This is a genomic window from Curtobacterium sp. NPDC087082, assembly GCF_044745045.1.
In the GTDB taxonomy this organism is placed as follows: Bacteria; Actinomycetota; Actinomycetes; order Actinomycetales; family Microbacteriaceae; genus Curtobacterium.
In genome coordinates this window covers 289,487-315,549 of sequence record NZ_JBIUZN010000001.1, presented here as the reverse complement: position 1 = coordinate 315,549, position 26,063 = coordinate 289,487, and the positions used below count along the sequence as shown (strand labels likewise).

Here is a 26,063-nt window from a genome sequence, read left to right as displayed (position 1 = left end):
GTCCAGGAGGCGCGACACCCGTCCGGCATACTGGGCGCGTGTCCCAGAAGCGCAACCGTTCCGTCATCACCGGCGTCGCCGCCGTGCTGGCCGCCGGCCTCGTGGCCGGTGGCGTCGCACTGACGGCGCAGCGCGGTGCCGACGACCCGGTGCTCGGGGGCACGGCGGCCAGCGTCGTCCCGAGCGCGACCGCCGGCGGGGGCACGACGAAGGACGGCACGGTGACGATCACCCGCACCGGCCCGGACCTGCCCGGCGACGCCGTCCTCGCCCGCTGCGACACGAGCACCCGCGAGACCGTGGCCCGGTACGACACCGAGGCGCTCCGCACGGTCGTGCTGCAGTGCGGGAACTCCGGCCAGGGCTACGAGCACATCCGTGTCCGCCACACCGCGGACTGGGAGGACGTCGTGACCGGCCACGGCTCCCGGGACTGGGACGACGCCATGCTCACCGCGGTGCAGTCCGCCCTCGAGGCACCGGCGACCGGGTACCCGCAGGACGCCGGCGACGGCAAGGTCTGCTTCGCCGCTCCCGTGCGGTTCGACGACGGGTCTCGCCCCGCGGCCGAGCCGTTCGTCCGCGTGATCGTGTCGGCCACCACCGACCGCGTGATCACGGCGTTCCCCACGAGCGACGGCGGCTGCTGACCTCGTCCCCGGGCGACGGTGGCGCGGCGGACACCGCCTAGGCGTGCACCTCGTGCTCGTGCCGCCGGTGCGACGCCGGCTCCAGCTGGAACGTCGAGTGCTCCACGGGGACGTCGAAGTGCTCCGCCACGCACTGCTGCAGCTCGTCGAGGATCCGCGGGGCGTGCGCCGTCGAGAAGCACTCGTCGTCCACCACCACGTGCGCGGTCAGGTTCGGCACCCCGGTCGCCACGAGGGTCGCGTGCAGGTCGTGCACGGCGATGACGTGGTCGAGTTCGAGGATGTGCCCCCGGACGTCGTCGAGGTCGAGCCCCGGGGGCGTCGACTCGAGAAGGACGTTGGCGGTCTCGCGCAGCAGCCGGGTCGCCCGCGGCAGGATGAGCAGCCCGATCAGGATCGCCGCGACCGAGTCCGCCCGCTCCCACCCGGTCAGCATGAGGACGACCGCGGCGGCGATGACCGCGACGGAGCCGAGGGTGTCGTTGAGGACCTCGAGCCGGGCGGCCCGCGAGGTGAACCCCTCGCCGGAGGCCCGCAGCAGCACGGCGTACGCCACGAGGTTGCCGACGAGGCCGATGATCCCGAACACGAGCAGCGGCCCGGAGTGGATCTCGGCCGGCACGAACAGCCGCTGGATCGCCGAGATGATCACGTAGACGCCGACGGCGAGCAGGATCGCCGCCTGCGCCGTGGCCCCGAGCACCTCGGCGCGCTGGAAGCCCCACGTGCGCTGCGCGGTCGGCGAGCGTCGTGCGAGCCGCGTCGCCACCAGGCCGATGCCGAGCCCGCCGGTGTCGACGACCATGTGCCCGGCGTCGACGAGCAGGGCGAGCGATCCGGTCACGACGGCGCCGACGACCTCGGCCAGCAGGATCGTCGCCGAGATGCAGAACGCGATGAGCAGGGCGCGCTCGGACGCGTGCCCGTGCGAGTGCCCTGCTCCGTGGTCGTGTCCCATGCGCATCATCGTAGGGATCCGCACCGACGACATGCCAGGATCGGGACGTGACCCGGTCGCCCTACGAGCTGTCCACACCGCCCGACGTGCTGGCCCGGTTGCACCCGCGACTGTCGACGTACTTCGGCGCGATCCCGCCCGGACACGTCGGCCGTGGCGAGGGCGTCTTCGACGTCGTCGGCACACCCCGCCGCTGGCTCTGGCCGGTGCTCGCGTGGTTCGCCCGCGACGCCGTCATGTTCCGGTCTGGGAACGGGACGTCCCCTTCACGGTCGAGAACCGCCCGGCTCGCGTCGGTCGTGGGCAGGCGGTCCAGGAGGGTCGGGTCGCCGTCCGCGCGCACCGCACCTTCCGCTTCCGCTCCGGTACCTGCACGATGGTCGACGCCATCACCGCCGGACCCGACGGGCTCGTCGACCACCTCGGTCGCCGTGGGCGCGTCAGCGCCCTGCTCCGGGCGGAGGTCGACGCGCAGGGGCCGGACGCGGGCGCCCTGCGCCTGGTCCGAACTCGGGCGAGTGACCCGGACTCGCAGGCTCGCCCGGCGCACCCCGCGCAACGCTGGCGCGTTGCCGCCGAGCGGGGCGCGTAGAACGATTCGATGACGATGCCGACCAGCAGCGCGTGTCCCTGGTGCTCTCGGCCCCGCTGGTCGGCACGCTGTACCGGTACGAGGGGGCGTTCCGGTACGAGATCGCGCCGGACACAGGACGGGGATGAGATGAGCGACCACAAGGGCCGCGCCGTGATCGCGGGGGCGAGCGGTTTCGTCGGGCAGTACCTGCAGGAGGCCTTCCGCGACGAGGGCTACGAGGTCGTCACGATCGGCCGCACCGGCGACGCCGTGTGGGGCAACACCATGCGGATCCGGGAACTCGTGGACGGGGCCGCACTCGTCGTGAACATGGCCGGCAAGAGCGTCAACTGCCGGTACGGGCGCCGGAACCGGGCGGAGATCATCCGCTCCCGGGTCGACACCACACTCGAACTGGCCGAGGCGATCCGCACGAGCGAGCACCCGCCGCCGCTGTGGGTCAACGCCTCGACGGCGACGATCTACCGGCATGCCGACGACCGGCCCCAGGACGAGGCGACGGGCGAGCTCGGCGAGGGGTTCTCGGTCTCGGTCGCGAAGGCGTGGGAGGACGCCCTGTCCGCGGTCGACCTGCCCGGCACCCGCCGCGTGGCGCTCCGGATGGCGATCGTGTTCGGCGACGGCAGCGCCCTCGTGCCGTTGCTCCGGCTGGCGCAGGCGGGACTCGGCGGGCCGCAGTACGACGGCCCGTGGTTCCCGACGCGCTCCCGGCTCCGTGCCGGCACCTACCACGTGAACCGGCACACCCGGGGCCGGCAGCGGTTCAGCTGGGTGCACATCGCGGACGTCCTCGGGGCGATCCGCTTCGTCCGCGACCACGAGGACATCGACGGCGCGGTCAACGTGTCGAGCCCGAACCCGTCGGACAACCGCACCGTGATGGCCACCATCCGGGACGCCGTCGGGCAACGTTTCGGGATCCCGACGTGGCGGTGGATGCTCGAGCTCGGGTCGTTCGCGATCCGGACCGAGACGGAGCTCGTGCTGAAGAGCCGGTGGGTGGTGCCGACGCGCCTGGTGGAGGCCGGGTACGAGTTCCGTTACCCGCACCTGCGCGGCGCACTCGCCGGGATCATCGCGGAGCGTCGGCAGCACCGGGGCTGAGCGCCGGCGTCGGCGCGGGCGTCGGCGGGGGCGGGGGCGGGTCGCCGAGGTCGCTCGAACTGCCGCCCCGGCCGTCGGCGGACGGCACGTCGTGCGACCTCGGCGGAGCGTCCGCGGCGTGTGGTGCGACCTCGACCGGCGACGACGCCGGGCGGACCCGCGCAGGGCGGGCCCGTGTCGGGCGGGCCTGTGCCGGGCGGGACCGTGCCGGGCGGACCCGTGCCGGGCGGGACCGCGCGGGCCGGGACGACCACAGCACGGCGGCCACCACGACGACCCCGGCCGCGATCTCCACCGCGTCCGGCACCTCCCCGAACGCCACCCACGAGGCGAACACCCCGACCACGGGCACGAGCATCGAGAACGGCGCGACGGTGCTCGACGGGTACGCCGCCATCAGCCGCGACCAGATGCCGTACCCGACGAGTGTGGCCACCAGGACGATGTAGAGCAGTCCGAGGTCCGCCGGCAGCGCCTCCGCGGTGAACGCCGTCCCGAGCGCGTTCCCGATGCGCGACGGCCCCTCGACGACGAACGACAGGACGGCCATCGGCACCGGCGGCACGATCGACCACCACAGCGTCAGGTGCAGCGGGTTGGCCGCCCCGGCCCGACGGGTCGCGACGTTGCCGATCGCCCACCCGAGCGCCCCGCACAGCGCGAGCACGACGGGCAGCAGCGCCGCCGCCTGCGCTCGGTGCACGGCGATCGCCGCCAGGGCCGCCACCGCGATCGTGACCCCGATCACCTGCCGGCCGGTGAGCCGCTCGCGCAGGAACACCCCGGCGAGCACCACCGTGAACGGCGCCGACGCCTGCAGGACGAGCGACGCCAACCCGGACGGGAGCCCCGCGGCCATGCCGAGGTACAGGAACGCGAACTGCAGGACCCCGAGCCCGAAGCCGACGAGCAGGAGCCGGCCGAAGGGGATCCTCGGACGCGGGACGAGCAGCACGGTCGGGACCGCGAGCAGCGTGAACCGCAGCGCGGCGAGCAGGAACGGCGGGAAGTGCTCGAGGGCGAGGGCCGTCGCGGGGAAGTTGAGCCCCCACACGACGGCGACGACCACGGCGAGGAGACGGTCACGGGTGCGCACGGGTCGATCGTGACCCAGCTGCACCGTTCAGCACCAGCGAAGAGTTCCGTACCGACGTTGTAGGCTCCCTGCATGGTCGGCTTCGACGTGCAGCTCCTCGCCGTGCTCCGCGAACTCGCCGAGCGGGGGAGCGTCACCGCCGTCGCCGATGCCACGCACCGCACGCCCAGCGCCGTCTCGCAGCAGCTCCAGACCCTCCAGCGCCAGGTCGGCGTCCCCCTCGTCGAACGGGTCGGCCGCGGGGTCCGGCTCACCGAGCACGGCCGGGTGCTCGCCGGGCTGGCGAGCGGCGTCGCGACGGCGATCGCCACGGTGGACGCGGCGTGGCAGGAGCACCTCGGCGGCGCGACCGGGCGGGTGGACCTCGCCGTGTTCCCGTCGGCCGCGGAGCTCCTGCTGCCCGGCCTGCTCACCCGGATGCGCGAGCACCCCGGCATCGACCTGGTGCTCGTCGACGTCGACGTCAGCGAGGACGCGTTCGGCCCCCTCGCCGCCGACCACGACGTCGTCATCGGGCACCGGCCGGACGGCGCCCCACCGGCCGGCCGGGAGGCGCTCGAGACCGTCCCGCTCCTCCGCGAGCCGCTCGACGTCGCGCTCCCGCTCGACCACCGGCTGGCCGCCCGCGAGCGGGTCCGCATCGACGACGTCGTGGGGGAGTCCTGGATCGGGGTGCCGGAGGGCTACCCGATCGACCGGGTGCTCACGGCCATGGCGGCGGCGACGGACACGCCGCCGAGCGTCGGCTTCCGGACGATCCACCTGCCCGTCATCGAGAACCTCGTCGCCGCCGGACACGGGGTGGCGCTCGTGCCGCGGTACACCTCGGGGACCCGGGCGTCCGGTCGCTTCCACCTCGCCGAGCTCGCCGACGTCCGCGCAGGGCGGCGGATCGAGGCGCTCGTCCGGCCGGACCGTGCGGTCCGCCCCGTGGTCCGGACGGTCCTGGAGGCGCTGGTCGCCGAGGCCCTGGACGTCACCACCTGAGGCGGTGACGCTGCCGGCGGGGCCGACCCGCGCCTCCAGTCCGACGCTTGGTGAGCAGAAATGGTCGGGTCCCTGCTCGGGACCCGACCATTTCTGCTCACGAAGCGAGCGCCGCGCGCCGCGCTACACGTCGAGGTGGTCGACCAGCTCGTCGGCGAGGCCCGTGTAGGTCGCCGGGGTGAGGTTCGTCAGCCGGGCCTTCGCGCCGGACGAGATGTCCAGGCCGTTCACGAACGCGACGAGCTCCGCCTGCCCGATGCGCTTCCCGCGCGTGAGCTCCTTGAGCATCGCGTACGGGTCCTCGATGTTCGACTGCCCGGCGGTGACCTCGGCGCGGATGACCGTCTGGATGGCCTCGGCCAGCACCTCCCAGTTGCGGTCGAGGTCCTCGGCGAGACGGACCTCGTTCACGGCGATCTCGCCCAGGCCACGGCGCAGGTTGTCGAGCGCGAGCAGCGAGTGCCCGAACGCGACGCCGATGTTCCGCTGCGTGGTCGAGTCGGTGAGGTCACGCTGGAGCCGCGACGTCACGAGCGTCTCGGACAGCGTGGAGAACAGCGCCGACGAGATCTCGAGGTTGGCCTCGGCGTTCTCGAACCGGATCGGGTTGATCTTGTGCGGCATCGTCGACGAGCCCGTGGCACCCGCCACCGGGATCTGCGTGAAGTACCCCATCGAGATGTAGGTCCACACGTCGGTCGCGAGGTTGTGCAGGATCCGGTTCGCGTGGCGCACCCGGTCGTACAGCTCGGCCTGCCAGTCGTGCGACTCGATCTGCGTCGTGAGGGGGTTCCAGGTGAGCCCGAGACCCTCGACGAACTCGCGGGAGAGTGCGGGCCAGTCGGCCTCGGGGTCGGCCGCGAGGTGCGCCGAGAACGTGCCGGTCGCGCCGGAGAACTTGCCGAGGTACTCGCCGCCCTCGATCTGGGACAGCACGCGCTCGAGGCGGTAGACGACGACCGCGAGTTCCTTGCCGAGCGTCGTCGGCGTCGCCGGCTGCCCGTGCGTGTGCGAGAGCATCGGGACGCTCTTCAGCTCGTCGGCGAGCTCGCGGAGCCTCGCCACGACGGCGCGGTAGGCCGGCAGCCACACCTGGTCGACGGTGTCGCGGACGGTCAGCGCGTACGAGAGGTTGTTGACGTCCTCGCTCGTCGCGGCGAAGTGCGTGAGCTCGGCGATCGCGTCGAGCCCGAGCTCGGACAGGCGACGACGGACGAAGTACTCGACCGCCTTGACGTCGTGCCGCGTCGTGGCCTCGATCTCGGCGAGTTCGGCGATCTGCTCCTGGCCGAAGGTCTCCACGACCCGGCGGAGCGCGGCCTTGTCGTCGACGCTGAGCGGCGACGTGGTGAACATCGCGTGGTCGGTCAGGAAGATGAGCCACTCGACCTCGACCACGATGCGCGCGCGGTTGAGCCCGGCCTCGGAGAGGTGCTCGCCCACCGTGTGCACGATCGGGTAGTAGCGCCCGTCGAGCGGGCTGATCGGCTGCGGGGGAAGGGGGGTCATGGGGCTCCCTGACGGACTGCCGGCTCGAGTTGGCGGAAGAGCGCCCGGCAGGCCCGTTCGACGGTCGAGAGCACTCGGTCGAACTCGTGCCGGTCCGCGTAGTACGGATCCGGTACGTCGGTCTGCTGGGGCCAGGCGTCGTCGTACCGCAGCAGGAGCGTCACCTTCGCGGCGTCGTCCATGGTCGGTGCCCACGAGCGCAGGATGCGTTCGTGGGAGCGGTCGAGTGCGACCACCAGATCGAGGTCCGGGAACCGGTCCGGATCGAACTGACGGGCGCGATGCCTGCTGCCATCGTATCCGCGCGCTGCGAGTGCTGCGATCGTGCGCTCGTCGGCGGGCTCGCCGACGTGCCAGTCGCCGGTGCCGGCGGACTCGACCTGGAACCGGTCGGCCATGCCGGCGTCCGCCGCGAGCTGGGCGAAGACGATGCCGGCCATGGGGGAGCGGCAGATGTTGCCGCTGCAGACGAACGAGACCCGGAAGGGGGCGTCGGCGTCCGGGGTCATGGGGACATCATGGCGCAGGGAGCGTCCGTCCGCGACGCTGCTGCTGTCGGGAGGCACGGTGCCGGTCCGGTCGTCGGCCCACCCCGACGGGGTGCTCGCCGACGCGTCGTCGGCCAGCGTCACGCGCGCGGGCGGTTCAGCACCGGCCGCACGAACAGCCCGATCAGCCACGCGAACACCGCGAGCACGAAGGCGCCGACGATGCCCCAGCCGAACGAGTCGACGTGCAGCCCGAAGCCGAAGGCGTCCGAGATCCCGGCGACGATGAGCAGCAGGATCGCGTTCACGACGAACGAGATGAGCCCGAGCGTGAGGATGTAGATCGGGAAGGCGACGATCCGGATGAGCGTGCCGATGACCGCGTTCACGAGGCCGAACACGAACGCCACGAGCAGGTAGGTGAGCACGGTGGCCGTGGTGCCGCCGTCGCCGAAGGGCGTGACGGAGACGCCGCTGACGATCAGCGTGGTGAGCCAGAGGGCGACGGCGTTGACGACGAGGCGGACGAGGAATCGCATGCGTCCATGATGCCCTCCGGGTCTGATGCTTGTCCTGTCGTCTGATATGCAATATCTTGTATGGATGACCTCCACGCGCGCAACGACTCTTCCCCGGGTGGCTCGACGCCTCCTCGCCGAGACGACCTCGCTCGTCGTGCTCGTCTCCCTCGGGGTCCTCGCCGTGTGGCACCTCGTCCGGACCCCGCGGTCGTGGATGCTCTTCGAGGACGGCGACTCCGTGCTGCTCGCGATCATGCGACGGTCGGTCGAGGGCGGCCTCCCCGACGACTTCTGGTACTCGCCCGTCCTGTTCGTGCAGGAGCGTCTGCTCTACGACGCGACCGGCCTCCTGTTCGGGTTGACGGCCCAGCAGGCGCTCGCGGCGAACGCCGTGGTGAACGTGGTGCTGTTCGGGCTTGCCGCACGGTTCGCCGTGGCGCCCGTCCTGCGGACCCGGTCCGTCTGGCTCCGGGCCGGCAGTGCCGTCCTCCCGGTCGCTCTGCTCACGGTGTCGGTGCTGACGGAGTCCTCGCGTGATCGGGGCTCGTTCGAGCTGGCCTCGCTGCAGCTCCTCACGACGTACTACAGCGCGACGATCTGGGCCGTGCTCGTGCTCTTCGGCCTCCTCCTGCGGTACGCACTGGCGACGAGTGTCCGGCTGCGGGCCGTACTGGTCGTCCTGGCGGTCGCCGTCGTCTCGATGGCGGTGTGGTCCAACCCGATGGTGCTGGCGTGGGTGTCGCTCCCCGCCGCGGTGCTCCTGGTGCTCATGGCGACGACGTGGTGGCGTCTGCGTGCCGACCGTGGTGCCGTGCTGCGCTCCGCCGTCGCCGACCTCGCCGGGCCGTTCACCGTCGTGGCCGCGGCCGGCGTGGTCTTCGTGCTCCGCCGCAGCGTCGCGTTCGCGGGCGTCGAGAAGCTCCGGCCCGATCGCGCCGACCAGGCGTTCGGGACGTTCGGGTCCGCGTTCGCCGATCGTGTCGCGACCCTCCCCGGACTCCTCGAGGTCGTCCTGTGGGCGGCGGTCGTGGCCGCCTGCGTCGTGGCGCTCGTCGTCCCGGGCGTCCGGCGCACTGCGGGTCCCGGCGCGGTGGCGGTCATCGCGACCGGTGCACTCGCGCCGCTCCTGGTCGTGGCCTTCGGCGTGATCGGGACCCCGTGGACCCGGTACCTCCAGCCGGTGCTGTTCCTGCCGCTGGTGGCCGTCGTGCTGGCGGTCGAGGCCCTCGTCCGGGCTCGGCGTGCTGCACGGTGGGACTCGCGCGCTCGTCGACGCGCGGTCACCCCGGGCCGGTCGCGGCCGACCCTCGCGGTGCTCGGGATCGCCGTCGCGGTCGGCGTCCCGGTGTCGGCCGGGGTCGCATTCCCGGACGTGGCCCGTGCATCGGCCCAGGCGGACCCGGACGTGCAGTGCGTCGTCGACTGGGCGTCCGCGACGGACCGCACCGGCGCCGGGGACTTCTGGACGGTCCGCGGTGTGAAGTACCGGCTGGCCGACCAGCGGCAGCTCCTGCAGGTCAACGCAACGTTCGGGGCCACGACGTGGCTGACGAACAAGCACGACTACGACGGGGTCCGACGGGCGTCGTGGGTCGTCCTCGGCGGGGAACGCCCCGGTCTCATCGCGAAGCCGGTCGACATCGTGACCTCGATCGACTCGGTCCCGACCGTGCCGGGAGCGGGTGCTCCGGAGATCACGCGGTGCGGCACGCTGACCATCGCGGACTGGGGGAAGCCCGTGGTCCCGATCGCGCCGCCGGCCGAGGTCGGACGGTGACGCCCGGCACCCGGATGGGCACCGCATCGCCGTTCTCCCGGCCGGGTAGCCTGATCCCGTGACTGACGAGCGCGTGCACATCCGGCACCCGGATGGGCACCGCATCGCCGTTCTCCTGGCCGGGTAGCCTGATCCCGTGACTGACGAGCGCGTGCACATCCGGCACCCGGATGGGCACCGCATCGCCGTTCTCCCGGCCCGGTAGCCTGATCCCGTGACTGACGAGCGCGTGCACATCCGGCCCGAGATCGCCGTTCTCCCCGCCTACAAGCAGGGGCGCCAGGCCGCGGCCGACGCCTTCAAGCTGTCGAGCAACGAGAACCCGTTCCCGCCGCTGCCCGGCGTCGTCGAGGCCGTGCAGGCGCAGACCGCGTTCAACCGCTACCCCGACGCCACCGCCCTCGCCGTCCGGGCCGTGCTCGCGAACCGCTTCGGCACCACCGTCGACGAGGTCCACGTCGCCCCCGGCAGCGTCGCGATCCTCCACGAACTCGCCAAGGCGACCTCCGGCCCCGGCGACGAGATCGTCTACGCGTGGCGCTCCTTCGAGGCCTACCCGGGCGTCGTCACGGTCGCCGGCGCGACGAGCGTGCAGGTGCCGAACCGCCCCGACGGCGGTCACGACCTCGACGCGATGGCCGCCGCGGTCACGGAGCGCACCCGCCTCGTGATCGTCTGCACGCCGAACAACCCGACCGGCCCGATCGTGACCGGCGCCGAGTTCGAGGCGTTCATGGCCCAGGTGCCCGCCACCGTGCTCGTGGTCCTCGACGAGGCCTACGCCGAGTTCGTCACCGAGCCGACCGCCGTCCGTGGCGCCCCGCTGCTCGAGCGGTACCCGAACCTCGTCGTGCTCCGCACCTTCTCGAAGGCGTACGGGCTGGCCGGACTCCGTGTCGGGTACGCCCTCGGCCCGGCGTACGTGCTCGATGCCGTACGCGCCTGCGCCATCCCGCTCTCGGTCACGGCGCAGGGCCAGGCGGCGGCGCTCGCGAGCCTCGAACGCGAGTCCGAACTGCTCGAGCGCGTGTCCGAGATCGCCGTCCTGCGGGACCACGTCGTCACGTCGCTCCGCGAGCAGGGCTGGGACGTGCCCGACGCCCAGGGCAACTTCGTGTGGCTGCCGACCGGCGAGCTGACGGCGCACGCGACGGAGCGCTTCGAGCAGGTCGGCATCATCGTCCGGGCCTTCGGGAACGAGGGCATCCGCATCTCGATCGGGGAGCACGAGGCTGTGGGAACGCTCCTCGAAACAGCACGGTCGCTTGTGGGGGACCTCCAGGCAGCCGAGTAGTCGCTGCCGCTACGCTGGCCCGCATGTCATTCCGCGCCGCGGCCCCCGCGACGACCACCGTCCGGCTCCTCGACCCCGAGGGTCGGTTCGTGGAGACCGACGAGAACGCCGAGTTCGCCGCCGCCGCGCGGGCGATCCCGGACGAGACCCTGCTGGCGATGCACCGCCGGATGGTCCTCACCCGTCGGTTCGACCACGCCGGTCACAACCTCCAGCGCACCGGTCAGCTCGGCCTCTGGGTGCCGAGCCACGGGCAGGAAGCCGCACAGACCGGTTCCGCCTTCGCCCTCCGTGCGCAGGACCACGTCTTCCCGTCCTACCGCGAGCACGCGGTCACGATGCACCGCGGCGTCGAGCCGATGGAGATCATCGCGATGTACCGCGGCCAGACGCACGGCGGGTGGGACCCGGACGAGCGCGGCAACACCCACATCTCCACCCTGGTGATCGGCTCGCAGACCCTGCACGCCACCGGGTACGCGCTCGGGCAGAAGCTCGACGGCGACGTCGGCACGGGTGACCCCGACCGCGACGCGTGCTCGATCGTCTACTTCGGCGACGGCGCGACGAGCCAGGGCGACGTGAACGAGGCGTACGTGTTCTCGGCCTCGACGAAGGCCCCCGTCGTCTTCTTCCTGCAGAACAACCACTGGGCGATCTCGGTACCGGTGTCGGTCCAGTCGCCGACCCCGCTCGTCGACCGTCCGCGCGGCTTCGGGATCCCGAGCGTCCTCATCGACGGCAACGACATCCTCGCCTCCTACACGGCCTCGGTCGTCGCCACCGACCACGCCCGCAGCGGCCAGGGCCCGGCGTTCATCGAGGCCGACACGTACCGCATCGGCGCGCACACCAGCTCCGACGACCCGAGCCGCTACCGCGCCGAGGGCGAGCTCGAGGACTGGGTCCGCCGCGACCCGATCGTCCGGTCCGAGGCGTACCTGCGCTCCAAGGGCGCGACCGACGAGCAGTTCGCCGCGTTCGACGAAGAGGGCGAGGACATCGCCGCCGACGTCCGCCGCCGCACCGTGGCCCTGACACCGCCGTCCGTCGACGTCATGTTCGACAACGTCTACCGCGAGCCGCACCCGCTGGTCGCCGAGCAGAAGGCCTGGCTCGAACAGTACGAGGCCGGCTTCGAAGGGGGCGCCCACGCATGAGCACCACCGAGCAGCTCTTCGACTACACCCTGCGCTCCCACCCGGGCGCCGGCGAGGTCCCGAGCGACCCCACCCCGACCCTGACGATGGCCAAGGCGCTCAACGCCGGGCTCGCCGCCGCGATGCAGGCGGACGACAAGGTCCTGCTGATGGGCGAGGACATCGGCGCACTCGGCGGTGTGTTCCGCATCACCGAGGGCCTGCAGGAGAAGTTCGGCCCCGAGCGCGTGCGGGACACCCCGCTCGCCGAGGCCGGCATCATCGGCACCGCGATCGGCCTGGCCCTGCGCGGCTACCGCCCGGTCGTCGAGATCCAGTTCGACGGCTTCGTCTGGCCGGGCTTCGACCAGATCACCTCGCAGCTCGCGAAGATGGCGAACCGGCTGCCGACGCACATGTCGCTGCCCGTCGTCATCCGCATCCCCTACGGCGGCCACATCGGCGCCGTGGAGCACCACCAGGAGTCGCCCGAGGCGTACTTCGCGCACACCCCTGGTCTCCGCGTGGTCAGCCCGAGCACGCCGAACGACGCCTACTGGATGATCCAGGAAGCAGTGGCCTCGAAGGACCCGGTCGTCTTCCTCGAGCCGAAGTCGCGCTACTGGCCGAAGGGTCAGGTGGACCTCGTCGACGGGCACGTCCCGATGCACACGACGCGCGTCGCCCGCACCGGCACCGAGGTCACCCTCGTCGGCCACGGCGCGATGGTCGCCACGCTCATGCAGGCGGCGGAGATCGCCGAGGGCGAGGGCACGAGCTGCGAGGTCATCGACCTCCGCTCGATCTCGCCGATCGACTGGGAGCCGCTCCTGGCGTCGGTCCGGAAGACCGGTCGTCTCGTCATCGCGCAAGAGGCCTCCGGCTTCGTCAGCGTCGGCAGCGAGATCGCCGCGACCGTCGCCGAGAAGGCGTTCTACACGATGCAGGCCCCGCCGCTCCGGGTCTCCGGGTTCGACATCCCGTTCCCGGTGTCGAAGCTGGAGCACCTGCACCTGCCGGACGCCGACCGCGTCCTCGAGGCCGTCGACCGCGCCCTCGCCTACTGACCTCCCTGTCCGAGCTCGACCAGAACGCCGAAGGAGCCGTAGTGGCCGTCGCCGAATTCCCCCTGCCCGACGTGGGTGAAGGCCTCACCGAGGCCGAGATCGTGCAGTGGCGCGTCGCGATCGGTGACGAGATCACCGTCGACCAGGTCCTCGTCGAGATCGAGACGGCGAAGTCCCTCGTCGAGCTCCCGTCGCCGTTCTCCGGCACCGTCACCGGCCTGCTCGTCTCCGAGGGCGACACCGTCGAGGTCGGCAAGCCGATCATCCGCGTGGAGTCCGACGCGCAGGTCGCGTCCGGTGCGCCGGTCGCCGGCCCAGGAGGCGCGGCACACGTCGACCAGAGCGTCCCGACCTCGCCGGACGTCACCGCCACCCCGCCGGCACCGGCCGCTCCCGCCGCCCCGGTCACGCAGACCCCCGCCGCACCCGCGCCGGTGAGCGCGCCGACCCCGCCGCGGGCCGCCGCGGCGCCCGCCGCCGCTCCCGCGCAGCCCGCAGCCGCGCCCGCCCAGCCGGTCGCCGTCGACGCCTCCGTCGTCGGCACGGACGAGTCCTCCGGCGCCGTCCTCGTCGGCTACGGCTCCGCGACCTCGTCGCCGTCCCGCCGGAAGCCGGGCGCCCGACGGGCCGCAGCGCTCGCGGCCGAGGCGAGCCGCGCCTCCAGTGCCGACGCCGCTGCAGCGGCCGAAGCCGCCACCGACCCCGGTGAGGAGACCACCGCCGAGGCGATCTCCGCCCTCGGGTCCGGCTCCGCGCGCAAACACGGCGTGGCGACGAACGTCCTCGCGAAGCCCCCGATCCGGAAGCTCGCGAAGGACCTCGGCGTCGAGCTGAGCGAGATCGTCGCGACCGGCCTCGCGGGCGAGGTCACCCGCGACGACGTCATCCGGCACGCGAAGCAGGCCAGCGTCTTCCGCAACATCGAGACCCCCGAGTGGGGCGACGTCCGCAGCGAGACGATCCCGGTCAAGGGCGTCCGCAAGGCCATCGCGACCGCGATGACCACGTCGGCGTTCACCGCACCGCACGTCTCGCTGTTCGTCGACGTGGACGCCACTCGCACGATGGAGTTCGTCAAGCGGCTGAAGTCCTCGCCGACGTTCGCGGGCGTGAAGGTGTCGCCGCTGCTCCTCGTGGCGAAGGCCGTGATCTGGGCGGTCCGCCGCAACCGTTCGGTGAACTCCACCTGGACCGACCGCGAGATCATCGTCCACCACTTCGTGAACCTCGGCATCGCCGCGGCCACCCCGCGCGGCCTCATCGTGCCGAACATCAAGGACGCGCAGGACATGTCCCTGCTCGAGCTCGCCCAGGCCCTCGAGCAGCTCACCCTGACCGCCCGCGACGGCAAGACCACCCCGGCGCAGATGGCGAACGGCACGGTGTCGATCACGAACATCGGCGTGTTCGGCATGGACACCGGCACCCCGATCCTCAACCCGGGCGAGGTCGCGATCGTGGCGATGGGCACGATCAAGCCGAAGCCATGGGTCGTCGACGGCGAGGTCCGGTCGCGCATGGTGACGACGATCGGCGCCTCGTTCGACCACCGGGTCGTCGACGGCGACGTGGCGTCGCGCTTCGTGCACGACGTGGCCTCGGTGCTCGAGGAGCCGGCGCTGCTGCTCGACTAGCCGTCACGCCCCTCCGCAGCGCGCAACAGGCCCGCTCGGAACATCCGCACGGCCAGGACCGCGTCGAGCGCGAGCGCGTCGTGGTCGCGTTGGTCGCCCGCGGCGATCGAAGCGCTCGCGAACACGACCGCACCGATGCTGGCCGCTGTCTCGAACGAGGCGCATGCTCCCAGCACGGCGCCGAACCGATCGCGGTCGACACCTGCGTCGAGCACCGCTGTGACGGCGTTCACAGCGCGATCGGCGTCCATCCTCGCTGCGTTCACCAGCACCCACGCGAAGTCGTACAGGTCCTTCTCCGCGCCCCGCCAGTACGCGGCGGCACCTTTCGCCGACAGGTAGCCCCCGATGTCGGTCATCCGTACCGGGTGACCGTGCACGACGGCATCGTGCGCGTCTCGGAGTGCGGGCCCGGGTCCGCGGAGGTTCTTCGCGCCGAGGACGGATGCACCCGGCAGGGCGATCTCACGGTCGAGGTTGTCGGCGACGTCGGCGAGGAACTCCACGAGCACGGGGTGGCCGCGGACCTCGGCGACCCATCGCCACCCGACGTTCGGTGACGCGGGGACGAAGCCGGCAGCGACGAGCGCACGCTCCAGCCAGCCGTAGTCGTGCTCGTCTCGGTCGTACTCCAACCCGAGGTCGAGCAGGAGATCGACGTCGTTGGTTCCCTGGTGCGGATCCGTGGTCTCGACGAGGTACTCGGGAACGAGGCCGCCGATGAGGACCAGTTCGGTCGATCTGGGACCGGCTGCCCGGAGGAGTGCGGCGAGCGCCTCCTCAGCGAGCGCCCGCGCGGCGTGGTCTCGCGACCCGTCGGCGCTCACGGCAGGTTCCCCAGCGCGGAGTCACGGATGATGTCCGCGGCTTCCCGCTCCCGCTCCGACCCGGTCAGGAGATCGGCGTAGATGCGGGCCGGGGAGGCGATCCGGACGTCCGCAGCGACCCGCGTCGTGTTCGCGATCGCGCGCGGTGCCACCGCGACCCGGACCTGCCCCGTCGGAGCAGGCAGCATGCCCGCCCGCTCGCCGAGGTCGCGGATGTGGTCGTCGTCCGCATCGACCACGTACGCGCTCACGCTCCTCGCCCCGGTGAGGAACGGACGGAGACGCTCGCTGCCCGAAGCGCCGGTGAGGACGAGGTCCGTCCCGAACGTCGTGAGCAAGACCCGCTCGACCCTCGCGGGTTCGCGGTCGAGGGTGTGGAAGGAGATCCAGTTCCGTGGCTGTCGGCGACTCCACTCCGACCACGAGTCGAGCATGCCCGACCCGTCGACGAGCACACGACTCCTCGGTTCCGGTCCGGGTCCGGTCCATCCGTTCTGGTCGAAGCCCCTCAGGGCGTTCGAGACCGAACCGAGCGATCGGTCTGAGAGCGTCGCGAGGCTCTCCACCTCGGGGACCCGTGTCCGTCCGTCGCCCCACCGACTGCCGTCCGCCACGATCGCGAACAACGCCTCCGCGACGTCCGCCCGCGCAGCTGACCAGCGGAACCCGACCTCCTCGGCGACGAGGCCGGGAGTCGGAGCTCGCTCCACCCAGACGGTCCCGATGTGCAGGGACGCCGACCCGTCGAGTGCGACCCAGGACGCACCGACGGCTTCGATGACCCGTCGTGACCCGTCGGAGACGGACTGCGCGAAGACGACCTCGTGATGTGCGTCGACCCCTGCGTCTGCCGACGGGGACAGCGGCTCGTTCTCGAACGCCCGGGCGACGTCCCGTGGGAACCCTGCTCCGGCCCAGCGCATCACGAGTGCCACCTCGGAGCCGTCGGGGAGCACCGCCACCGGAGCGGCCCCGTCACGCGAGATGATGTCGATCGACCCTGGAGGCAGTGTGCGCCGAAGCGCCTGCACGAGGGTCTTTTCAGTGATCGGCATATTTTCACTGTACAGTGAAATAGACGTCTTGGCTGAAAATCCCTGCTTGCGGACTCCCGCATTCGTCGCGTGGTGTTCACACGGATGTCGGTGGGCGGCGGGATGATCGAGGCATGGTCCACCAGCTCCTGATGCCCTCGCAGGAGATCCGAACGGATCGCCTCCTGCTCACCCCGCTGTCGCCGGCGGACATCGACGACGTGCACGCGGTCTTCTCCGACGCCCGGACGTGGACCCACCTCCCCGCGGGACGGCACGCGGTGCGGGCCTCGACGGTCGACCTCGTCCAGCGCAAGATCGGCGGTCGGGCACGACACGGGCTCGGCTCGTGGGCGGTCCGCGCCGCGGCCGACCACGCCTTCCTCGGCGTCGGTGGCGTGGACATGACCGCGGCCGGGGTGTGGAACCTCGGCTACCGGTTGGCGCCGGCGGCGTGGGGCAGAGGCTACGCGACGGAGATCGCGCTCGCGGCGGTGGCTGCCGCGGCGGACGTCGCTCCCGACGTCGCGGTCACCGGGCGGGTGCTGACGAACAACCCGGCCTCGGCGGCCGTGCTCGACCGCGCGGGGCTGCAGCTGGTGTGGCAGGGCTCGACGTCGTCGACGCTGCCGGACGGTGTCGAGCGGCAGGTCTGGGCCGACCGAGCGCTGTCGCGGACGCAGCGGGCCTGGCTCGTCGCGAACGCCTGACCCGCACCGGTCTCTTCACCGGTCGGGGTCGAACAGCGAGAGCGTCGTCGTCGCTCGTGTCTCCACCTCGGCCGCGTGCGTCGCGATGACCACCGCGGCACCCGATGCCGCGAACTCGTCGAGCAGGTCGAGCACCATCGACGCGTTCGTCCCGTCGAGCGCACTCGTCGGTTCGTCGGCCAGGATCACGTCCGGCTGCTTGACCAGCAGGCGTGCAAGGGCCACACGCTGCTGTTCGCCGCCGCTGAGTTCGTGCGCACGATCCGTCGCCCGCCCAGCGAGTCCGACCCGTTCCAACGCCGCTGCGGTCCGGACCGGTGTGCCACGGTGCTCGCGGGCCGGCACCCGTGCGATGTCGATGTTGGCCTGGACGGTCATGTCGGGTACCAGCCCGAAGTCCTGGAAGAGGTACCCCAGGTGTCGTCGGCGGACGAGCCGTGCGCTCCGACCACCACCGCCGACCGTGACGCCGTCGATCCGGATCGATCCGGCATCGAACGTGTCGATGTGGCCGATGCAGTCGAGGAGCGTCGACTTGCCGGAGCCGCTCGGTCCCACCAGGGCCACGATCTCACCACGACCGACGTCGAACGTCAGATCCTGCCAGAGCACACGTCGCCCGCGGCGCTTGCTGGCACTGCGTACTTCGATCATCAGGATCCGTTCCCTCGTGTTCGTGCAACGGTCTTCGCTGTCGTCGCGATCGCCGTGGCGCTGACCGTACCGACCAGCACGAGCATCCCGGCCGCGAAGGCGACGGCGACCCCCGCAGTCTGCGCGACCGGGTCGAGTGCGGAGCGCATACCGGCCCCGTCCGGGCGGAGATCCCACCAGGTGTTGATCGCGGCCACGGTGGCGACAGTGACGAGCACGACCTCGATCACCACGAGGCTGGCGTTCGCCCGCAAGAAGGGCGTTCCTGCCGCGATCCTCGCGAAGTGCGCGCGGCCGTACCGCCGGCGGTGTGCGGCCGCACCGAGTCCGGCGAGCACCGCGCTGACGATGACGGCGCTCACTACGCCGGCGACCCCGATCCCGACCGTGCGCGCTGCCTGCCGAGCTGCTTCCGCGGCCACCTGGCCCACGTCGACGACAGCACTGAACTCGCGGCCGACGTCAGACGTCCGGATCGCGCGCTCCGCAGCCGAGCGCGACCCGAACACGACATCCCCGCTCGACAACCACGAGCCGAGTTGGTCTGCGGAGAAGGCTGCAGCGGGATCCGGTACGACGACCAGGACCGCGTCGTCGAGCCACGTGCGCGACGTGGAATCGCCGGGGTAGGAGTACACCTCTTGTGCTGCGAGCCGACCGACGGTGATGTTCGAGCGTGCTGCAGCGGGAGCATCGCGGAGTTCCCACTCGGAGAGCGCCTGGACGAGTCTGCTGGCATCCACGGTGCTGCGCGGTGGCAGCCAGACGGAGACGCCCAGCTCATCAGCGGTGAGACGCTCGCCGTCGTCCGCGCGCACGTCCTGTCGATCCAGGTAGCCAGCGTCGACGAACAGCGCGGGTGCCGTCGCGTCGCCCTGCCCGGTGGACACCTCGACCGGCGCCGCGAGCAGTGCGTCCCCGCGGTCGAGCGCCCGTCCTGCGAACGCCCCGATCCGGTCCCAGTAGGGCTGCGTGTCCACCGGGCGTGGGTCCGGAGTGACCCAGAGTTGCACCGTCTCTCCTGCTGCTCGGAGGTCGCGTTCGGCGCTGCCCGATCGGACGACCGCGACGGCGCCGACGAGGTCGAATGATGCAGCGACCAGGACGAGGAGCGCCGGGAGCCGTGCGGCATGCACGACGACCAGGAGCGCCCCGGCGGGCCGGGCACCCCGGAGCGCATCGACCATCGGCACCCGACAGGCTCCGATCGTGCCGAGCGCGTGGGCGACCGCGACCGGAGCGAGGAGTGCTCCGCAGAGGATGACGAACGCCGTACCGAACGTCGTCACGTCTGCCAGCCCGTTGTGCATCCCGAGCCAGATCGCCGCGCAGGGGGCCGCGATCACGATGGCGAGCACGGACGTCCGGGCTTCCGCGAGCTCTGAGCGCACGATCGACGCCGTACTGCGACCGTGCAACCTCCGGACTGCGCACCGACGGGGAGACCCGCTGGTCCCCATCACGCACAGCGTCGAGCACCCGAGCGTCAGGGTGACGATGAGTCCGGCTGTCCGATCGACACCGTCGACGACCCCGACCCGATGGAGCAGGGGGACCCGTTCGGACGTCACCGCGTAGCCGACCTCGGTGAGCGCCTGCACGGCCGCTCGTCGAGCTCGGTCGTCGCCGAAGACGTCGTAGGTCCCGGTCGGGTCGAACTGGTCGAGGTCCTGCATCGGCCGCACGTGCGTGGTCATCGACCTCGAGAAGTCCGCGTAGCCGTCCTGGAGCCACCGTTCACCGCGACTCGCCGGAGCATCGGTGACGAGCGCCACGCGTCGTGTGGTGGGTGCCGCCCGGTCTGCCACGACGCGGACGATGGTCGCGTCCGCAACGCGTGCCACGCGGTCGAGTGCCGCAGCGACACGCTGGTTCGAGCCGGTCTCGGGACCGGCGGTGGCCGTGACCGTCGACGACGCGCCGATGAGTCCTGCTTCGCTGACCTGCGTCACCCCGATGAACGCCAGGACCAGAGCGAGGACCGGCGGGACGACGTAGGCGAGCGTCACCGATCGGATCGTCATGCCGCACTTCCCGGGAACGGCACGATCAGCAGTTGTGGTAGTACGCCTTGTTCCCGCTGCTCGCCTTCGGCGTCTTCGCCATCGCGTACTTGCCGCCCGGGACGTTCGACACTCGTTTGGACTTCTTCCCGACAGCCGTCGCGCCGTGGCACCGCTTCTCGCGGAAGTAGTTCGACCACGTGTCGTCCTTGCCGACACCCCACTGCCAGAAGCTCCCGCCCCCGCCGTCGTTCCGGGTGCCGACACCCGTGGTCGCTCCGGTCGAACCGTCTCCGGAGTCGGCGATGCTCACCCCGCCGGCCACGGGCCCCGATCCCATGATCTCGAACGGCGTGGCCGACGCCGTCGAGGCGGTCCCGGTGACCAGGCCGATCGACAGCCCGAGGCCGACGATGATCTTCGTCTTCGTGTTCTGCATCATTCCCCTTGTCTCTGCCCCTCCATGGAGCAGGCCACATCGTGACAGCGACCGAACGGCAATGTCAAACACGCAACATGTCAATATTCGCGACGACGATTGTCCGAGCCGTCGTCCCCGGTCGCGAGGGCAGCAGCACCCACGCAGAGCAGCAGGAGCACGGCGGCGACCGGCGTCACGGCGACCGGCCCCACCGTCAGCAGCAGCACCGCGACGAGGGCGACCACCGCCAGCACGACGGGCCTCACCCGAGGGCCCCGAACAGGGTGTCGGCCTCGTGCGGCAGTTCCGTGCGCAGCGACCACTGCACGGTGTTCCAGTCGTGCCCGCTCCCCGGCGCGAACGCGACCACGGTGTCCGCGCCCGCCGTCCGGGCCGCACTGCCGAGTGCCCGGGCGTTCCGACTGAACTGGTGGTCGGCGGACCCGGCCGTGAGCCAGAGCGCGTGACCGCCGAGGCCGTTCGCCCGCATCTGCGCGATCGGGGCGGCGGCCTTCCACCGGGCCACCGACCCACCGAACGCCTGGTCGGCACTGTGCCGCGGGTTTTGGTCGATCGGCTGCAGTTCGCTGGAGATCGCCAGCGCGGCGCCGAACGACCCCGGGTGGGCGGTGACGAACTGCATCGCGCAGGTCGCCCCCTGCGAGAACCCGACGAGGCCCCAGGCATGCCGGTCCGGCGTCGCGGGGAGGTGCGCGGCGATCCAGGCGGGCACGTCCTCGGTGACGTAGGTCGCGGACTTCCCGAGCGTCGAGTCGACGCACATCGGGTTCCGACCGGGAGCCGACAGCTGGTCGACCGACACGACGATCGGTGCCGATCCGTGGTGCGCGGCCGCGTAGGCGTCGAGCACGGTCCCCATCTGCCCGGCGGTGAACATGTCGCTCGGCGCACCGGGCTGCCCGGCGAACGCGAGGACGACCGGCAGGCGTGCCGGGTCCCGGACGAGTGCGGCCGGCGGCAGGTAGACGACGGCGGGGCGGGCCGGGAAGCCGGAGCGGGTCCCGGGGATGTCCACCGTCCGGACCTCGCCGTGCGCCGGGAGCGCGGCTGCTGGGGCCGCGTGCAGGTCGAGCGCCGGGTACGGGTCGCTCTGCACCACGGTGCCGAGGGTCGGGTACTTGGCGAACTCGACGTTCACCCCGAGTGCGGGGACGAGCAGCGCGGCCGGGACGAGCACGGCGGCGAGCACCCGGCGTCCGCGACCGCCCTGCACGATGCCGGTGACTGCCAGGGCGAGTGCGGCGGTGGCGATCGCGACCCACATCCGCGTGACCGGACTCAGGGCGACGCCGAACAGGTTCAGGACGTCGCTCAGGACCCAGCAGACGAGGAGCACGGCGACGGCGGCCCCGACGGCGACCACGGCGCGCAGCCGGACGGCACGCCAGGCGGACCCGGACCGCGTGTGCCGGAGACCGGGAATCAGCACCGCGACGGCGAGCACCGCGAACGCGATGTCCACCGGGACGAGCTTCGACGGCGCCTGCAGCTGGGTGGCGAGCAGCCACTCGGTCGGACTCACGAGCGCGCCGCACCCGCGGCACGGGCCTCGGCCACTGCTCGGGCGTCCGCCACCGCACGGTGCGCCTGCCGGAGCGCCCACAGGTGCTTCGGCCGCAGGCCCGGCACGTACGCCGACGCCAGGGCCCGGGCGACCCGCGGCACGTGCAACGGCGTCGGGACGACCAACCACAGGGGCTCGTGCCGCGCGCCGAACTTCTCCTTGAAGCGCTGCAGCGACCGGAACCCGTACACCGGCTCGAGCACGCGGGCGAGGAGCACCGACCCACGGACGACCAGCGACCGGGCCCCGGCGTGGGCGGCCAGCGGCGTGCCGGAGAGGCTGATCGTGGTGAGGCCGGCCTCGCGGGCACGGAGCGCGGTCCGGGCGATGAGGAACTCCATCACCCCGGGCATCCCGTCGTCACCGCGACGCATGACGTCGAGCGTGTAGCCGGTCAGCGCTCCCCGCTCGTGGACGGGCAGCCAGCTCGTGACCGCGGTGACGTGCCCGTCTGCGTCGACGGCGAGCATGAGCCGGACGTCCGGGTCGTCGAGTTCGCGGAACCCGCCGAGCGTGAAGCCCATCTCCGGCAGACGCCGATCGGCGGCCCATCGCGTGCAGATCGCCTCGACCTCGGCACGACGGTCGGCGTCGAGCGCGTCCAGTGTGGTCCACTCGTCTCGGACACCCTCGCGGTCGGCACGGTTCGACGCGGTCCGGAGGTCCTGCCGCTTCTTGCCGCGCAGGTCGAACGTCGTCACGTCGAGCACGCACTCGACACCCACCGGCAGCGCGGTCCACCCCTCCGCACCGAGGATCGCGCGGACGGGTTCGTGGACGCTCGTGAACGCGGGCACCCAGCCGTTGCGCTCGCAGAACGCGGTGAAGCCGGCGAGGACATCGGCGCGGTCGGCGGTGGCGCACGCCGGGTCCGAGACGGCGAGGGCGACCTCGCCGCGCACCCGGTAGGCCACGGCGCCGCGTCCGTCCGGGTGGGTCCAGGTCGCGTTCCCGCGCCAGGTGCCCATGTGTCCGAGGGTCCCGGCGTCGCCGTCGCGGAGCATCTCGACGAGGTCGTCACGGCGTGCACCGGCGGCCCGGAACCGCGCCCGGACGAGCCTCGGTCGGAGGAGGAGCACGGCGAGCAGCACGGCGGCTGGGACGATCCACGCGCCGAGCAGGGTGACCTGCCACTCGATCGCGTCGAGTCCGAGCCCCTGCCACTGCACCGCGTCGTCCTTGACCGGCTCGATGAGGAAGACGTCGGCGAGCACGACCGTGAGCGTCAGGAGCACGCCGATCGCCAGCGCGATGCCCGTCCGGCGACCGCGGTGCACGAGCCAGGCGGCCAGGAGCAGCAGCACCCCGACGACGACCACGGAACGGTCCGGCATCGCGTCGGCGAACGGCGAGAGCACGCCGTCCGGGTCCGGCACGATCGGGGTCACCAGGGTGCCGGCACCGAGCGCGATGAGGGCGCTCACCACGACCGTCCGTGCGGTGACGCGGGTGGTGCGGCTCTGGGGCCTGGAGGCGCGGCGCACGATCCATGCGCCGGCTGCGGTCCCGAGCAGGGTCGCCAGGGCGCGGGCCAGGTCCGATCCGTGGCCCGCGAAGAGCACGAGGGTCAGCACCACGGTCCAGAGCGCGGCGCGCGTCCGCCAGCGGCGCTGCGCGGGCATCGCCGCCGACGCGGCCCCGAGCAACGCGGCGGCGACGACGGAGGGGGCGAAGAGCGGCTGTCCGACGGCGAACTCGGCGTGTGCCTCGCCCAGCGCCGAACCGATCGTGACGGTGAGGAGGGTCGCGAGGACCCCGAGCAGCGGCGCGCCGACCCCGATCACGAGGGTCCGGAGCGATCCGAGGGAGCGCTCGGCGAGGACGGTCGTCAGGACCACCGCCACGAGGGCGAGGCACGCGACGGGCGGGTGGTGCGGGAAGTCCGGCTCGGAGTGCGCCATCCGTGCGGTCACGACGAGCGCGACCGCGACCACCGCCACGGCGACGGAGACGGGGGATCGACGGAGTCGTCCGAGGAGCGCTGCTGGTGCCACGGTCCCATCCCAGCCGATCGCCCCCGCCGGGGCATCGCTCCACGGCGTGAACCGCGATGGCCGATCGGCCAGGACGGGCTGGCTCCGAGGATGACCGTCAGACCGCCCGGGCAGCCGGCACGTGCTCCACCGGCAGCCGCAGGTGCAGTGCGAACCCGTCGTCCGGCTGCGGGCCCGACTCCATGCTCCCGCCGAGGAGCGACGCCCGCTCCCCGAGCCCGATCAGGCCGAGCCCGGACCCCGGCAGTTCGAGCCGTTCGGAACGCGCCGGGCCGTTCACGACGTCGACGAGGACGTGCTCGCCGTGGATCCGGCCACTCACCCGGACGGTGGCGTCGGGGGCGTGCTTGCGGACGTTCGTCAGCCCCTCCTGCACGAACCGGTACACCGCGCGCTGGAGCGGCTGGGCGAGGGTGTCCGGCAGGTCGACGGTCGTGCTCGTCTCGAGCCCGCTCTCGGCGATGAGCCGGGGGAGGTCGGTGAGCACCGGCTGGGGCGCGATCTCGCGGTCGGTGCCACCGGAGGCGCGGAGCACCTGCACCATCTCGCGGAGCTCCTGCAGGGTGATCACGCACAGCTGCCGGATCGTCCGGGCGAACCCGCGCTCGGCCTCGTCGCGTCCGGCCATCTGCATCGCGCCGGCCTGCACCGCGATGAGGGTCACCTGGTGCGAGACGACGTCGTGCATCTCCCGCGCGAGCAGCGCCCGCTCGCGGGACAGGGCGACGGCCGCGGCCTGCCGGCGTTCGTCCTCGCGGGCCCGGCGGGACTCGACGAGCTGGTCGGTCAGCCGCGCACGGGTCTGCACGAGCAGCCCGACGGCGAGCGGTCCGAGCGCGAAGATGAGCGCGTAGACGACGGAGACGACGATCTCGTCGAGGGTCTGCGGTGGCCCGACGAACCCGCTGAAGCCGACGAACTGGACCAGCGCGGCGAGGAGCATCAGCCACCGGCGGCTCGTGCGCTCCCCGAGGGTGAACAGCGCCACGCTCGCCGCCACCACCGCGGAACCGACGAACAACCCGGGCACCGTCAGGGCGAACGCGAGCACGGGGAAGCGACGTCGGAGCAACAGGGCGGCCGCCGCGAGCAGCGACAACCACGTCTCGAGGGCGGTCGCCCCGGAGATGTCGAGCACGGCGTCCGCGACGGCGGCGGCGATGAACAGGGCGTCGACCAGCCACCACGGTGCACGGTGGGTGCGCGCCCACCGCAGGCCGACGTCGACGAGGCGGTCGAGCCTCCCGTCGGTCGCCGCGAGCACCCGCCGGACGCGCCCCGACCGCTGCGTGTCAGCCATCCAGGAGTCCCGCCTCGGCCGCGCGCAGCGCGAGCTGGACGCGCGTCGGGACGCCGAACGCGGCGAGCAGCGACCGGATGTCCTCCTTGACGGTCCCGGTGCTCACGCCGAGCCGTCGGCCGATGTCCGGGTTGCTCACGCCGTCCGCGACGAGCCGGAGCACCGCGTGCTCCCGGTCGCTGACGGACGGCGCGGGGGCTGCCGGACGTGCCGCGAACAGCCGGGTCCGGTCGACGCCCGGTGCCAGGACGACCCCGCCGCGGGCGAGGACCCGGACGTACTCGGCGAGGCCCTCGGGGTCGGTGTCCTTGAGCAGGAAGCCGGCGGCGCCGAGCTCCATCGCCCGGCCGACGTACTCGTCGGTGTCGAAGGTCGTGAGCATCGCGACCGCCGGTGGTTCGGGGAAGGCCTGCAGCTCGCGGAGGACCTCGAGGCCGTTCACCCGCGGCATCCGCACGTCGAGGAGCACGACGTCGGGCGCGTGCGACCGGATGACCTGCACGGCGTCCACGTCCCCGGTGGTGGCGACGACGTCGATGTCCGGTGCGGCGCCGAGGATCAGCTCGAAGCCGTAGCGGACGAGCGTCTCGTCGTCGACGATCACCACGGTTGTCACGCGCGTCATCTTGTCATGCACGTTGGCGTTCCGAGGGGGACTCGCTACTGTGGCAGGCACTGGTCATGTCCGCGCATGACCACCCGCACGACCAGCGACG

25 protein-coding genes are annotated in these 26,063 nt (G+C 72.3%); 10 read left to right on the top strand and 15 right to left on the bottom strand.

Going from position 1 to position 26,063, the window contains the following annotated elements; all coding sequences use genetic code 11:
- Nucleotides 1-38: 38 nt before the first annotated feature.
- Nucleotides 39-650: a hypothetical protein gene (locus tag ACIPEP_RS01420; protein WP_402716262.1), complete on the top strand. Its 612-nt coding sequence runs from the start codon at nucleotides 39-41 to the stop codon at nucleotides 648-650.
- Nucleotides 651-687: 37 nt separating this feature from the next.
- On the opposite strand, the gene ACIPEP_RS01415 is transcribed toward ACIPEP_RS01420, so the two are convergent.
- On the bottom strand, nucleotides 688-1,608 hold the full coding sequence (locus ACIPEP_RS01415; RefSeq protein ID WP_402716261.1) for a cation diffusion facilitator family transporter: 921 nt from the start codon (nucleotides 1,606-1,608) through the stop codon (nucleotides 688-690).
- Between the two features lie 214 nt (nucleotides 1,609-1,822).
- Here ACIPEP_RS01415 and ACIPEP_RS01410 point away from each other — a divergent pair, with 214 nt between their 5' ends.
- Both ACIPEP_RS01410 and ACIPEP_RS01405 read left to right on the top strand, forming a co-directional pair.
- The gene (locus ACIPEP_RS01410) at nucleotides 1,823-2,200 is read left to right on the top strand and encodes a DUF4166 domain-containing protein (RefSeq protein WP_402716260.1); all 378 of its coding nucleotides are present in this window, start codon (nucleotides 1,823-1,825) and stop codon (nucleotides 2,198-2,200) included.
- Nucleotides 2,201-2,329: 129 nt separating this feature from the next.
- Nucleotides 2,330-3,307, top strand: a complete 978-nt coding sequence (locus ACIPEP_RS01405) for an epimerase (RefSeq protein ID WP_402716259.1) — start codon at nucleotides 2,330-2,332, stop codon at nucleotides 3,305-3,307.
- Here the strand turns inward: ACIPEP_RS01405 and ACIPEP_RS01400 are convergent.
- On the bottom strand, nucleotides 3,276-4,403 hold the full coding sequence (locus ACIPEP_RS01400) for an EamA family transporter (RefSeq protein WP_402716258.1): 1,128 nt from the start codon (nucleotides 4,401-4,403) through the stop codon (nucleotides 3,276-3,278). The genes ACIPEP_RS01405 and ACIPEP_RS01400 overlap by 32 nt on opposite strands.
- 72 nt (nucleotides 4,404-4,475) lie before the next feature.
- Here ACIPEP_RS01400 and ACIPEP_RS01395 point away from each other — a divergent pair, with 72 nt between their 5' ends.
- Entirely contained in the window at nucleotides 4,476-5,390 is a 915-nt protein-coding gene (locus tag ACIPEP_RS01395) for a LysR family transcriptional regulator (protein ID WP_402716257.1), read from the top strand.
- 123 nt (nucleotides 5,391-5,513) lie between these two features.
- On the opposite strand, the gene purB is transcribed toward ACIPEP_RS01395, so the two are convergent.
- The 3 genes from purB to ACIPEP_RS01380 form a co-directional block, all read right to left on the bottom strand.
- Complete coding sequence (gene purB / locus ACIPEP_RS01390; protein WP_070417158.1) at nucleotides 5,514-6,899, bottom strand: adenylosuccinate lyase; 1,386 nt, start codon at nucleotides 6,897-6,899, stop codon at nucleotides 5,514-5,516.
- Entirely contained in the window at nucleotides 6,896-7,408 is a 513-nt protein-coding gene (locus ACIPEP_RS01385) for a low molecular weight protein-tyrosine-phosphatase (RefSeq protein ID WP_070419277.1), read from the bottom strand. The genes purB and ACIPEP_RS01385 overlap by 4 nt, the downstream gene beginning before the upstream one ends.
- 119 nt (nucleotides 7,409-7,527) lie before the next feature.
- The gene (locus tag ACIPEP_RS01380) at nucleotides 7,528-7,926 is read right to left on the bottom strand and encodes a phage holin family protein (RefSeq protein WP_229086539.1); all 399 of its coding nucleotides are present in this window, start codon (nucleotides 7,924-7,926) and stop codon (nucleotides 7,528-7,530) included.
- Between the two features lie 97 nt (nucleotides 7,927-8,023).
- On the opposite strand from ACIPEP_RS01380, the gene ACIPEP_RS01375 reads away from it, so the two are divergent.
- From ACIPEP_RS01375 to ACIPEP_RS01355, 5 genes are all read left to right on the top strand, one after another.
- Complete coding sequence (locus ACIPEP_RS01375) at nucleotides 8,024-9,685, top strand: hypothetical protein (protein ID WP_402716256.1); 1,662 nt, start codon at nucleotides 8,024-8,026, stop codon at nucleotides 9,683-9,685.
- A 214-nt stretch (nucleotides 9,686-9,899) separates the two neighbouring features.
- Complete coding sequence (locus tag ACIPEP_RS01370; protein WP_309888362.1) at nucleotides 9,900-10,979, top strand: histidinol-phosphate transaminase; 1,080 nt, start codon at nucleotides 9,900-9,902, stop codon at nucleotides 10,977-10,979.
- Between the two features lie 23 nt (nucleotides 10,980-11,002).
- A complete protein-coding gene (locus tag ACIPEP_RS01365; protein ID WP_402716255.1) occupies nucleotides 11,003-12,139 on the top strand; it encodes a thiamine pyrophosphate-dependent dehydrogenase E1 component subunit alpha in 1,137 nt (378 codons plus the stop codon).
- Nucleotides 12,140-12,225: 86 nt separating this feature from the next.
- Entirely contained in the window at nucleotides 12,226-13,185 is a 960-nt protein-coding gene (locus ACIPEP_RS01360) for an alpha-ketoacid dehydrogenase subunit beta (RefSeq protein WP_402716687.1), read from the top strand.
- Nucleotides 13,186-13,226: 41 nt separating this feature from the next.
- Nucleotides 13,227-14,819 (top strand): dihydrolipoamide acetyltransferase family protein, encoded by a 1,593-nt coding sequence (locus ACIPEP_RS01355; RefSeq protein WP_402716254.1) that lies wholly within the window; start codon nucleotides 13,227-13,229, stop codon nucleotides 14,817-14,819.
- Here ACIPEP_RS01355 and ACIPEP_RS01350 read toward each other — a convergent pair.
- On the bottom strand, nucleotides 14,816-15,646 hold the full coding sequence (locus tag ACIPEP_RS01350) for a hypothetical protein (protein ID WP_402716253.1): 831 nt from the start codon (nucleotides 15,644-15,646) through the stop codon (nucleotides 14,816-14,818). The two genes, ACIPEP_RS01355 and ACIPEP_RS01350, sit on opposite strands and share 4 nt — an antisense overlap.
- Entirely contained in the window at nucleotides 15,643-16,701 is a 1,059-nt protein-coding gene (locus tag ACIPEP_RS01345) for a type IV toxin-antitoxin system AbiEi family antitoxin (protein WP_402716252.1), read from the bottom strand. The genes ACIPEP_RS01350 and ACIPEP_RS01345 overlap by 4 nt, the downstream gene beginning before the upstream one ends.
- Nucleotides 16,702-16,814: 113 nt before the next feature.
- Here ACIPEP_RS01345 and ACIPEP_RS01340 point away from each other — a divergent pair, with 113 nt between their 5' ends.
- Nucleotides 16,815-17,390, top strand: a complete 576-nt coding sequence (locus tag ACIPEP_RS01340) for a GNAT family N-acetyltransferase (RefSeq protein WP_402716251.1) — start codon at nucleotides 16,815-16,817, stop codon at nucleotides 17,388-17,390.
- Nucleotides 17,391-17,405: 15 nt separating this feature from the next.
- Here the strand turns inward: ACIPEP_RS01340 and ACIPEP_RS01335 are convergent, their stop codons facing one another.
- The 8 genes from ACIPEP_RS01335 to ACIPEP_RS01300 all read right to left on the bottom strand — a co-directional run bounded on the left by ACIPEP_RS01335 (nucleotide 17,406) and on the right by ACIPEP_RS01300 (nucleotide 25,963).
- Complete coding sequence (locus ACIPEP_RS01335; RefSeq protein ID WP_402716250.1) at nucleotides 17,406-18,044, bottom strand: ABC transporter ATP-binding protein; 639 nt, start codon at nucleotides 18,042-18,044, stop codon at nucleotides 17,406-17,408.
- Complete coding sequence (locus tag ACIPEP_RS01330; protein WP_402716249.1) at nucleotides 18,044-20,068, bottom strand: hypothetical protein; 2,025 nt, start codon at nucleotides 20,066-20,068, stop codon at nucleotides 18,044-18,046. The genes ACIPEP_RS01335 and ACIPEP_RS01330 overlap by 1 nt, the downstream gene beginning before the upstream one ends.
- A 25-nt stretch (nucleotides 20,069-20,093) precedes the next feature.
- Nucleotides 20,094-20,489: a lactococcin 972 family bacteriocin gene (locus ACIPEP_RS01325; RefSeq protein WP_402716248.1), complete on the bottom strand. Its 396-nt coding sequence runs from the start codon at nucleotides 20,487-20,489 to the stop codon at nucleotides 20,094-20,096.
- A 77-nt stretch (nucleotides 20,490-20,566) separates the two neighbouring features.
- Nucleotides 20,567-20,734, bottom strand: coding sequence for a hypothetical protein (locus ACIPEP_RS01320; protein ID WP_402716247.1), 168 nt, complete (start codon nucleotides 20,732-20,734; stop codon nucleotides 20,567-20,569).
- Nucleotides 20,731-22,011, bottom strand: a complete 1,281-nt coding sequence (locus ACIPEP_RS01315; protein WP_402716246.1) for an alpha/beta hydrolase — start codon at nucleotides 22,009-22,011, stop codon at nucleotides 20,731-20,733. The genes ACIPEP_RS01320 and ACIPEP_RS01315 overlap by 4 nt, the downstream gene beginning before the upstream one ends.
- On the bottom strand, nucleotides 22,008-24,047 hold the full coding sequence (locus ACIPEP_RS01310) for a bifunctional lysylphosphatidylglycerol flippase/synthetase MprF (protein ID WP_402716245.1): 2,040 nt from the start codon (nucleotides 24,045-24,047) through the stop codon (nucleotides 22,008-22,010). The genes ACIPEP_RS01315 and ACIPEP_RS01310 overlap by 4 nt, the downstream gene beginning before the upstream one ends.
- A gap of 97 nt (nucleotides 24,048-24,144) precedes the next feature.
- Nucleotides 24,145-25,347 (bottom strand): sensor histidine kinase, encoded by a 1,203-nt coding sequence (locus ACIPEP_RS01305; protein WP_083403336.1) that lies wholly within the window; start codon nucleotides 25,345-25,347, stop codon nucleotides 24,145-24,147.
- On the bottom strand, nucleotides 25,340-25,963 hold the full coding sequence (locus ACIPEP_RS01300; RefSeq protein ID WP_217647220.1) for a response regulator transcription factor: 624 nt from the start codon (nucleotides 25,961-25,963) through the stop codon (nucleotides 25,340-25,342). Before ACIPEP_RS01300 ends, ACIPEP_RS01305 begins: the two co-directional genes overlap by 8 nt.
- Nucleotides 25,964-26,063 lie beyond the last annotated feature (100 nt).

What these genes read in the sequence shown, in the direction of transcription:
- ACIPEP_RS01325 (WP_402716248.1), bottom strand. Translation starts at nt 20,489, where the DNA reads ATGATGCAGAACACGAAGACGAAGATCATCGTCGGCCTCGGGCTGTCG.
- purB (WP_070417158.1), bottom strand. Translation starts at nt 6,899, where the DNA reads ATGACCCCCCTTCCCCCGCAGCCGATCAGCCCGCTCGACGGGCGCTAC.
- ACIPEP_RS01385 (WP_070419277.1), bottom strand. Translation starts at nt 7,408, where the DNA reads ATGACCCCGGACGCCGACGCCCCCTTCCGGGTCTCGTTCGTCTGCAGC.
- ACIPEP_RS01345 (WP_402716252.1), bottom strand. Translation starts at nt 16,701, where the DNA reads ATGCCGATCACTGAAAAGACCCTCGTGCAGGCGCTTCGGCGCACACTG.
- ACIPEP_RS01395 (WP_402716257.1), top strand. Translation starts at nt 4,476, where the DNA reads ATGGTCGGCTTCGACGTGCAGCTCCTCGCCGTGCTCCGCGAACTCGCC.
- ACIPEP_RS01330 (WP_402716249.1), bottom strand. Translation starts at nt 20,068, where the DNA reads ATGACGATCCGATCGGTGACGCTCGCCTACGTCGTCCCGCCGGTCCTC.
- ACIPEP_RS01360 (WP_402716687.1), top strand. Translation starts at nt 12,226, where the DNA reads ATGGCCAAGGCGCTCAACGCCGGGCTCGCCGCCGCGATGCAGGCGGAC.
- ACIPEP_RS01365 (WP_402716255.1), top strand. Translation starts at nt 11,003, where the DNA reads ATGTCATTCCGCGCCGCGGCCCCCGCGACGACCACCGTCCGGCTCCTC.
- ACIPEP_RS01340 (WP_402716251.1), top strand. Translation starts at nt 16,815, where the DNA reads ATGGTCCACCAGCTCCTGATGCCCTCGCAGGAGATCCGAACGGATCGC.
- ACIPEP_RS01380 (WP_229086539.1), bottom strand. Translation starts at nt 7,926, where the DNA reads ATGCGATTCCTCGTCCGCCTCGTCGTCAACGCCGTCGCCCTCTGGCTC.
- ACIPEP_RS01415 (WP_402716261.1), bottom strand. Translation starts at nt 1,608, where the DNA reads ATGGGACACGACCACGGAGCAGGGCACTCGCACGGGCACGCGTCCGAG.
- ACIPEP_RS01405 (WP_402716259.1), top strand. Translation starts at nt 2,330, where the DNA reads ATGAGCGACCACAAGGGCCGCGCCGTGATCGCGGGGGCGAGCGGTTTC.
- ACIPEP_RS01335 (WP_402716250.1), bottom strand. Translation starts at nt 18,044, where the DNA reads ATGATCGAAGTACGCAGTGCCAGCAAGCGCCGCGGGCGACGTGTGCTC.
- ACIPEP_RS01305 (WP_083403336.1), bottom strand. Translation starts at nt 25,347, where the DNA reads ATGGCTGACACGCAGCGGTCGGGGCGCGTCCGGCGGGTGCTCGCGGCG.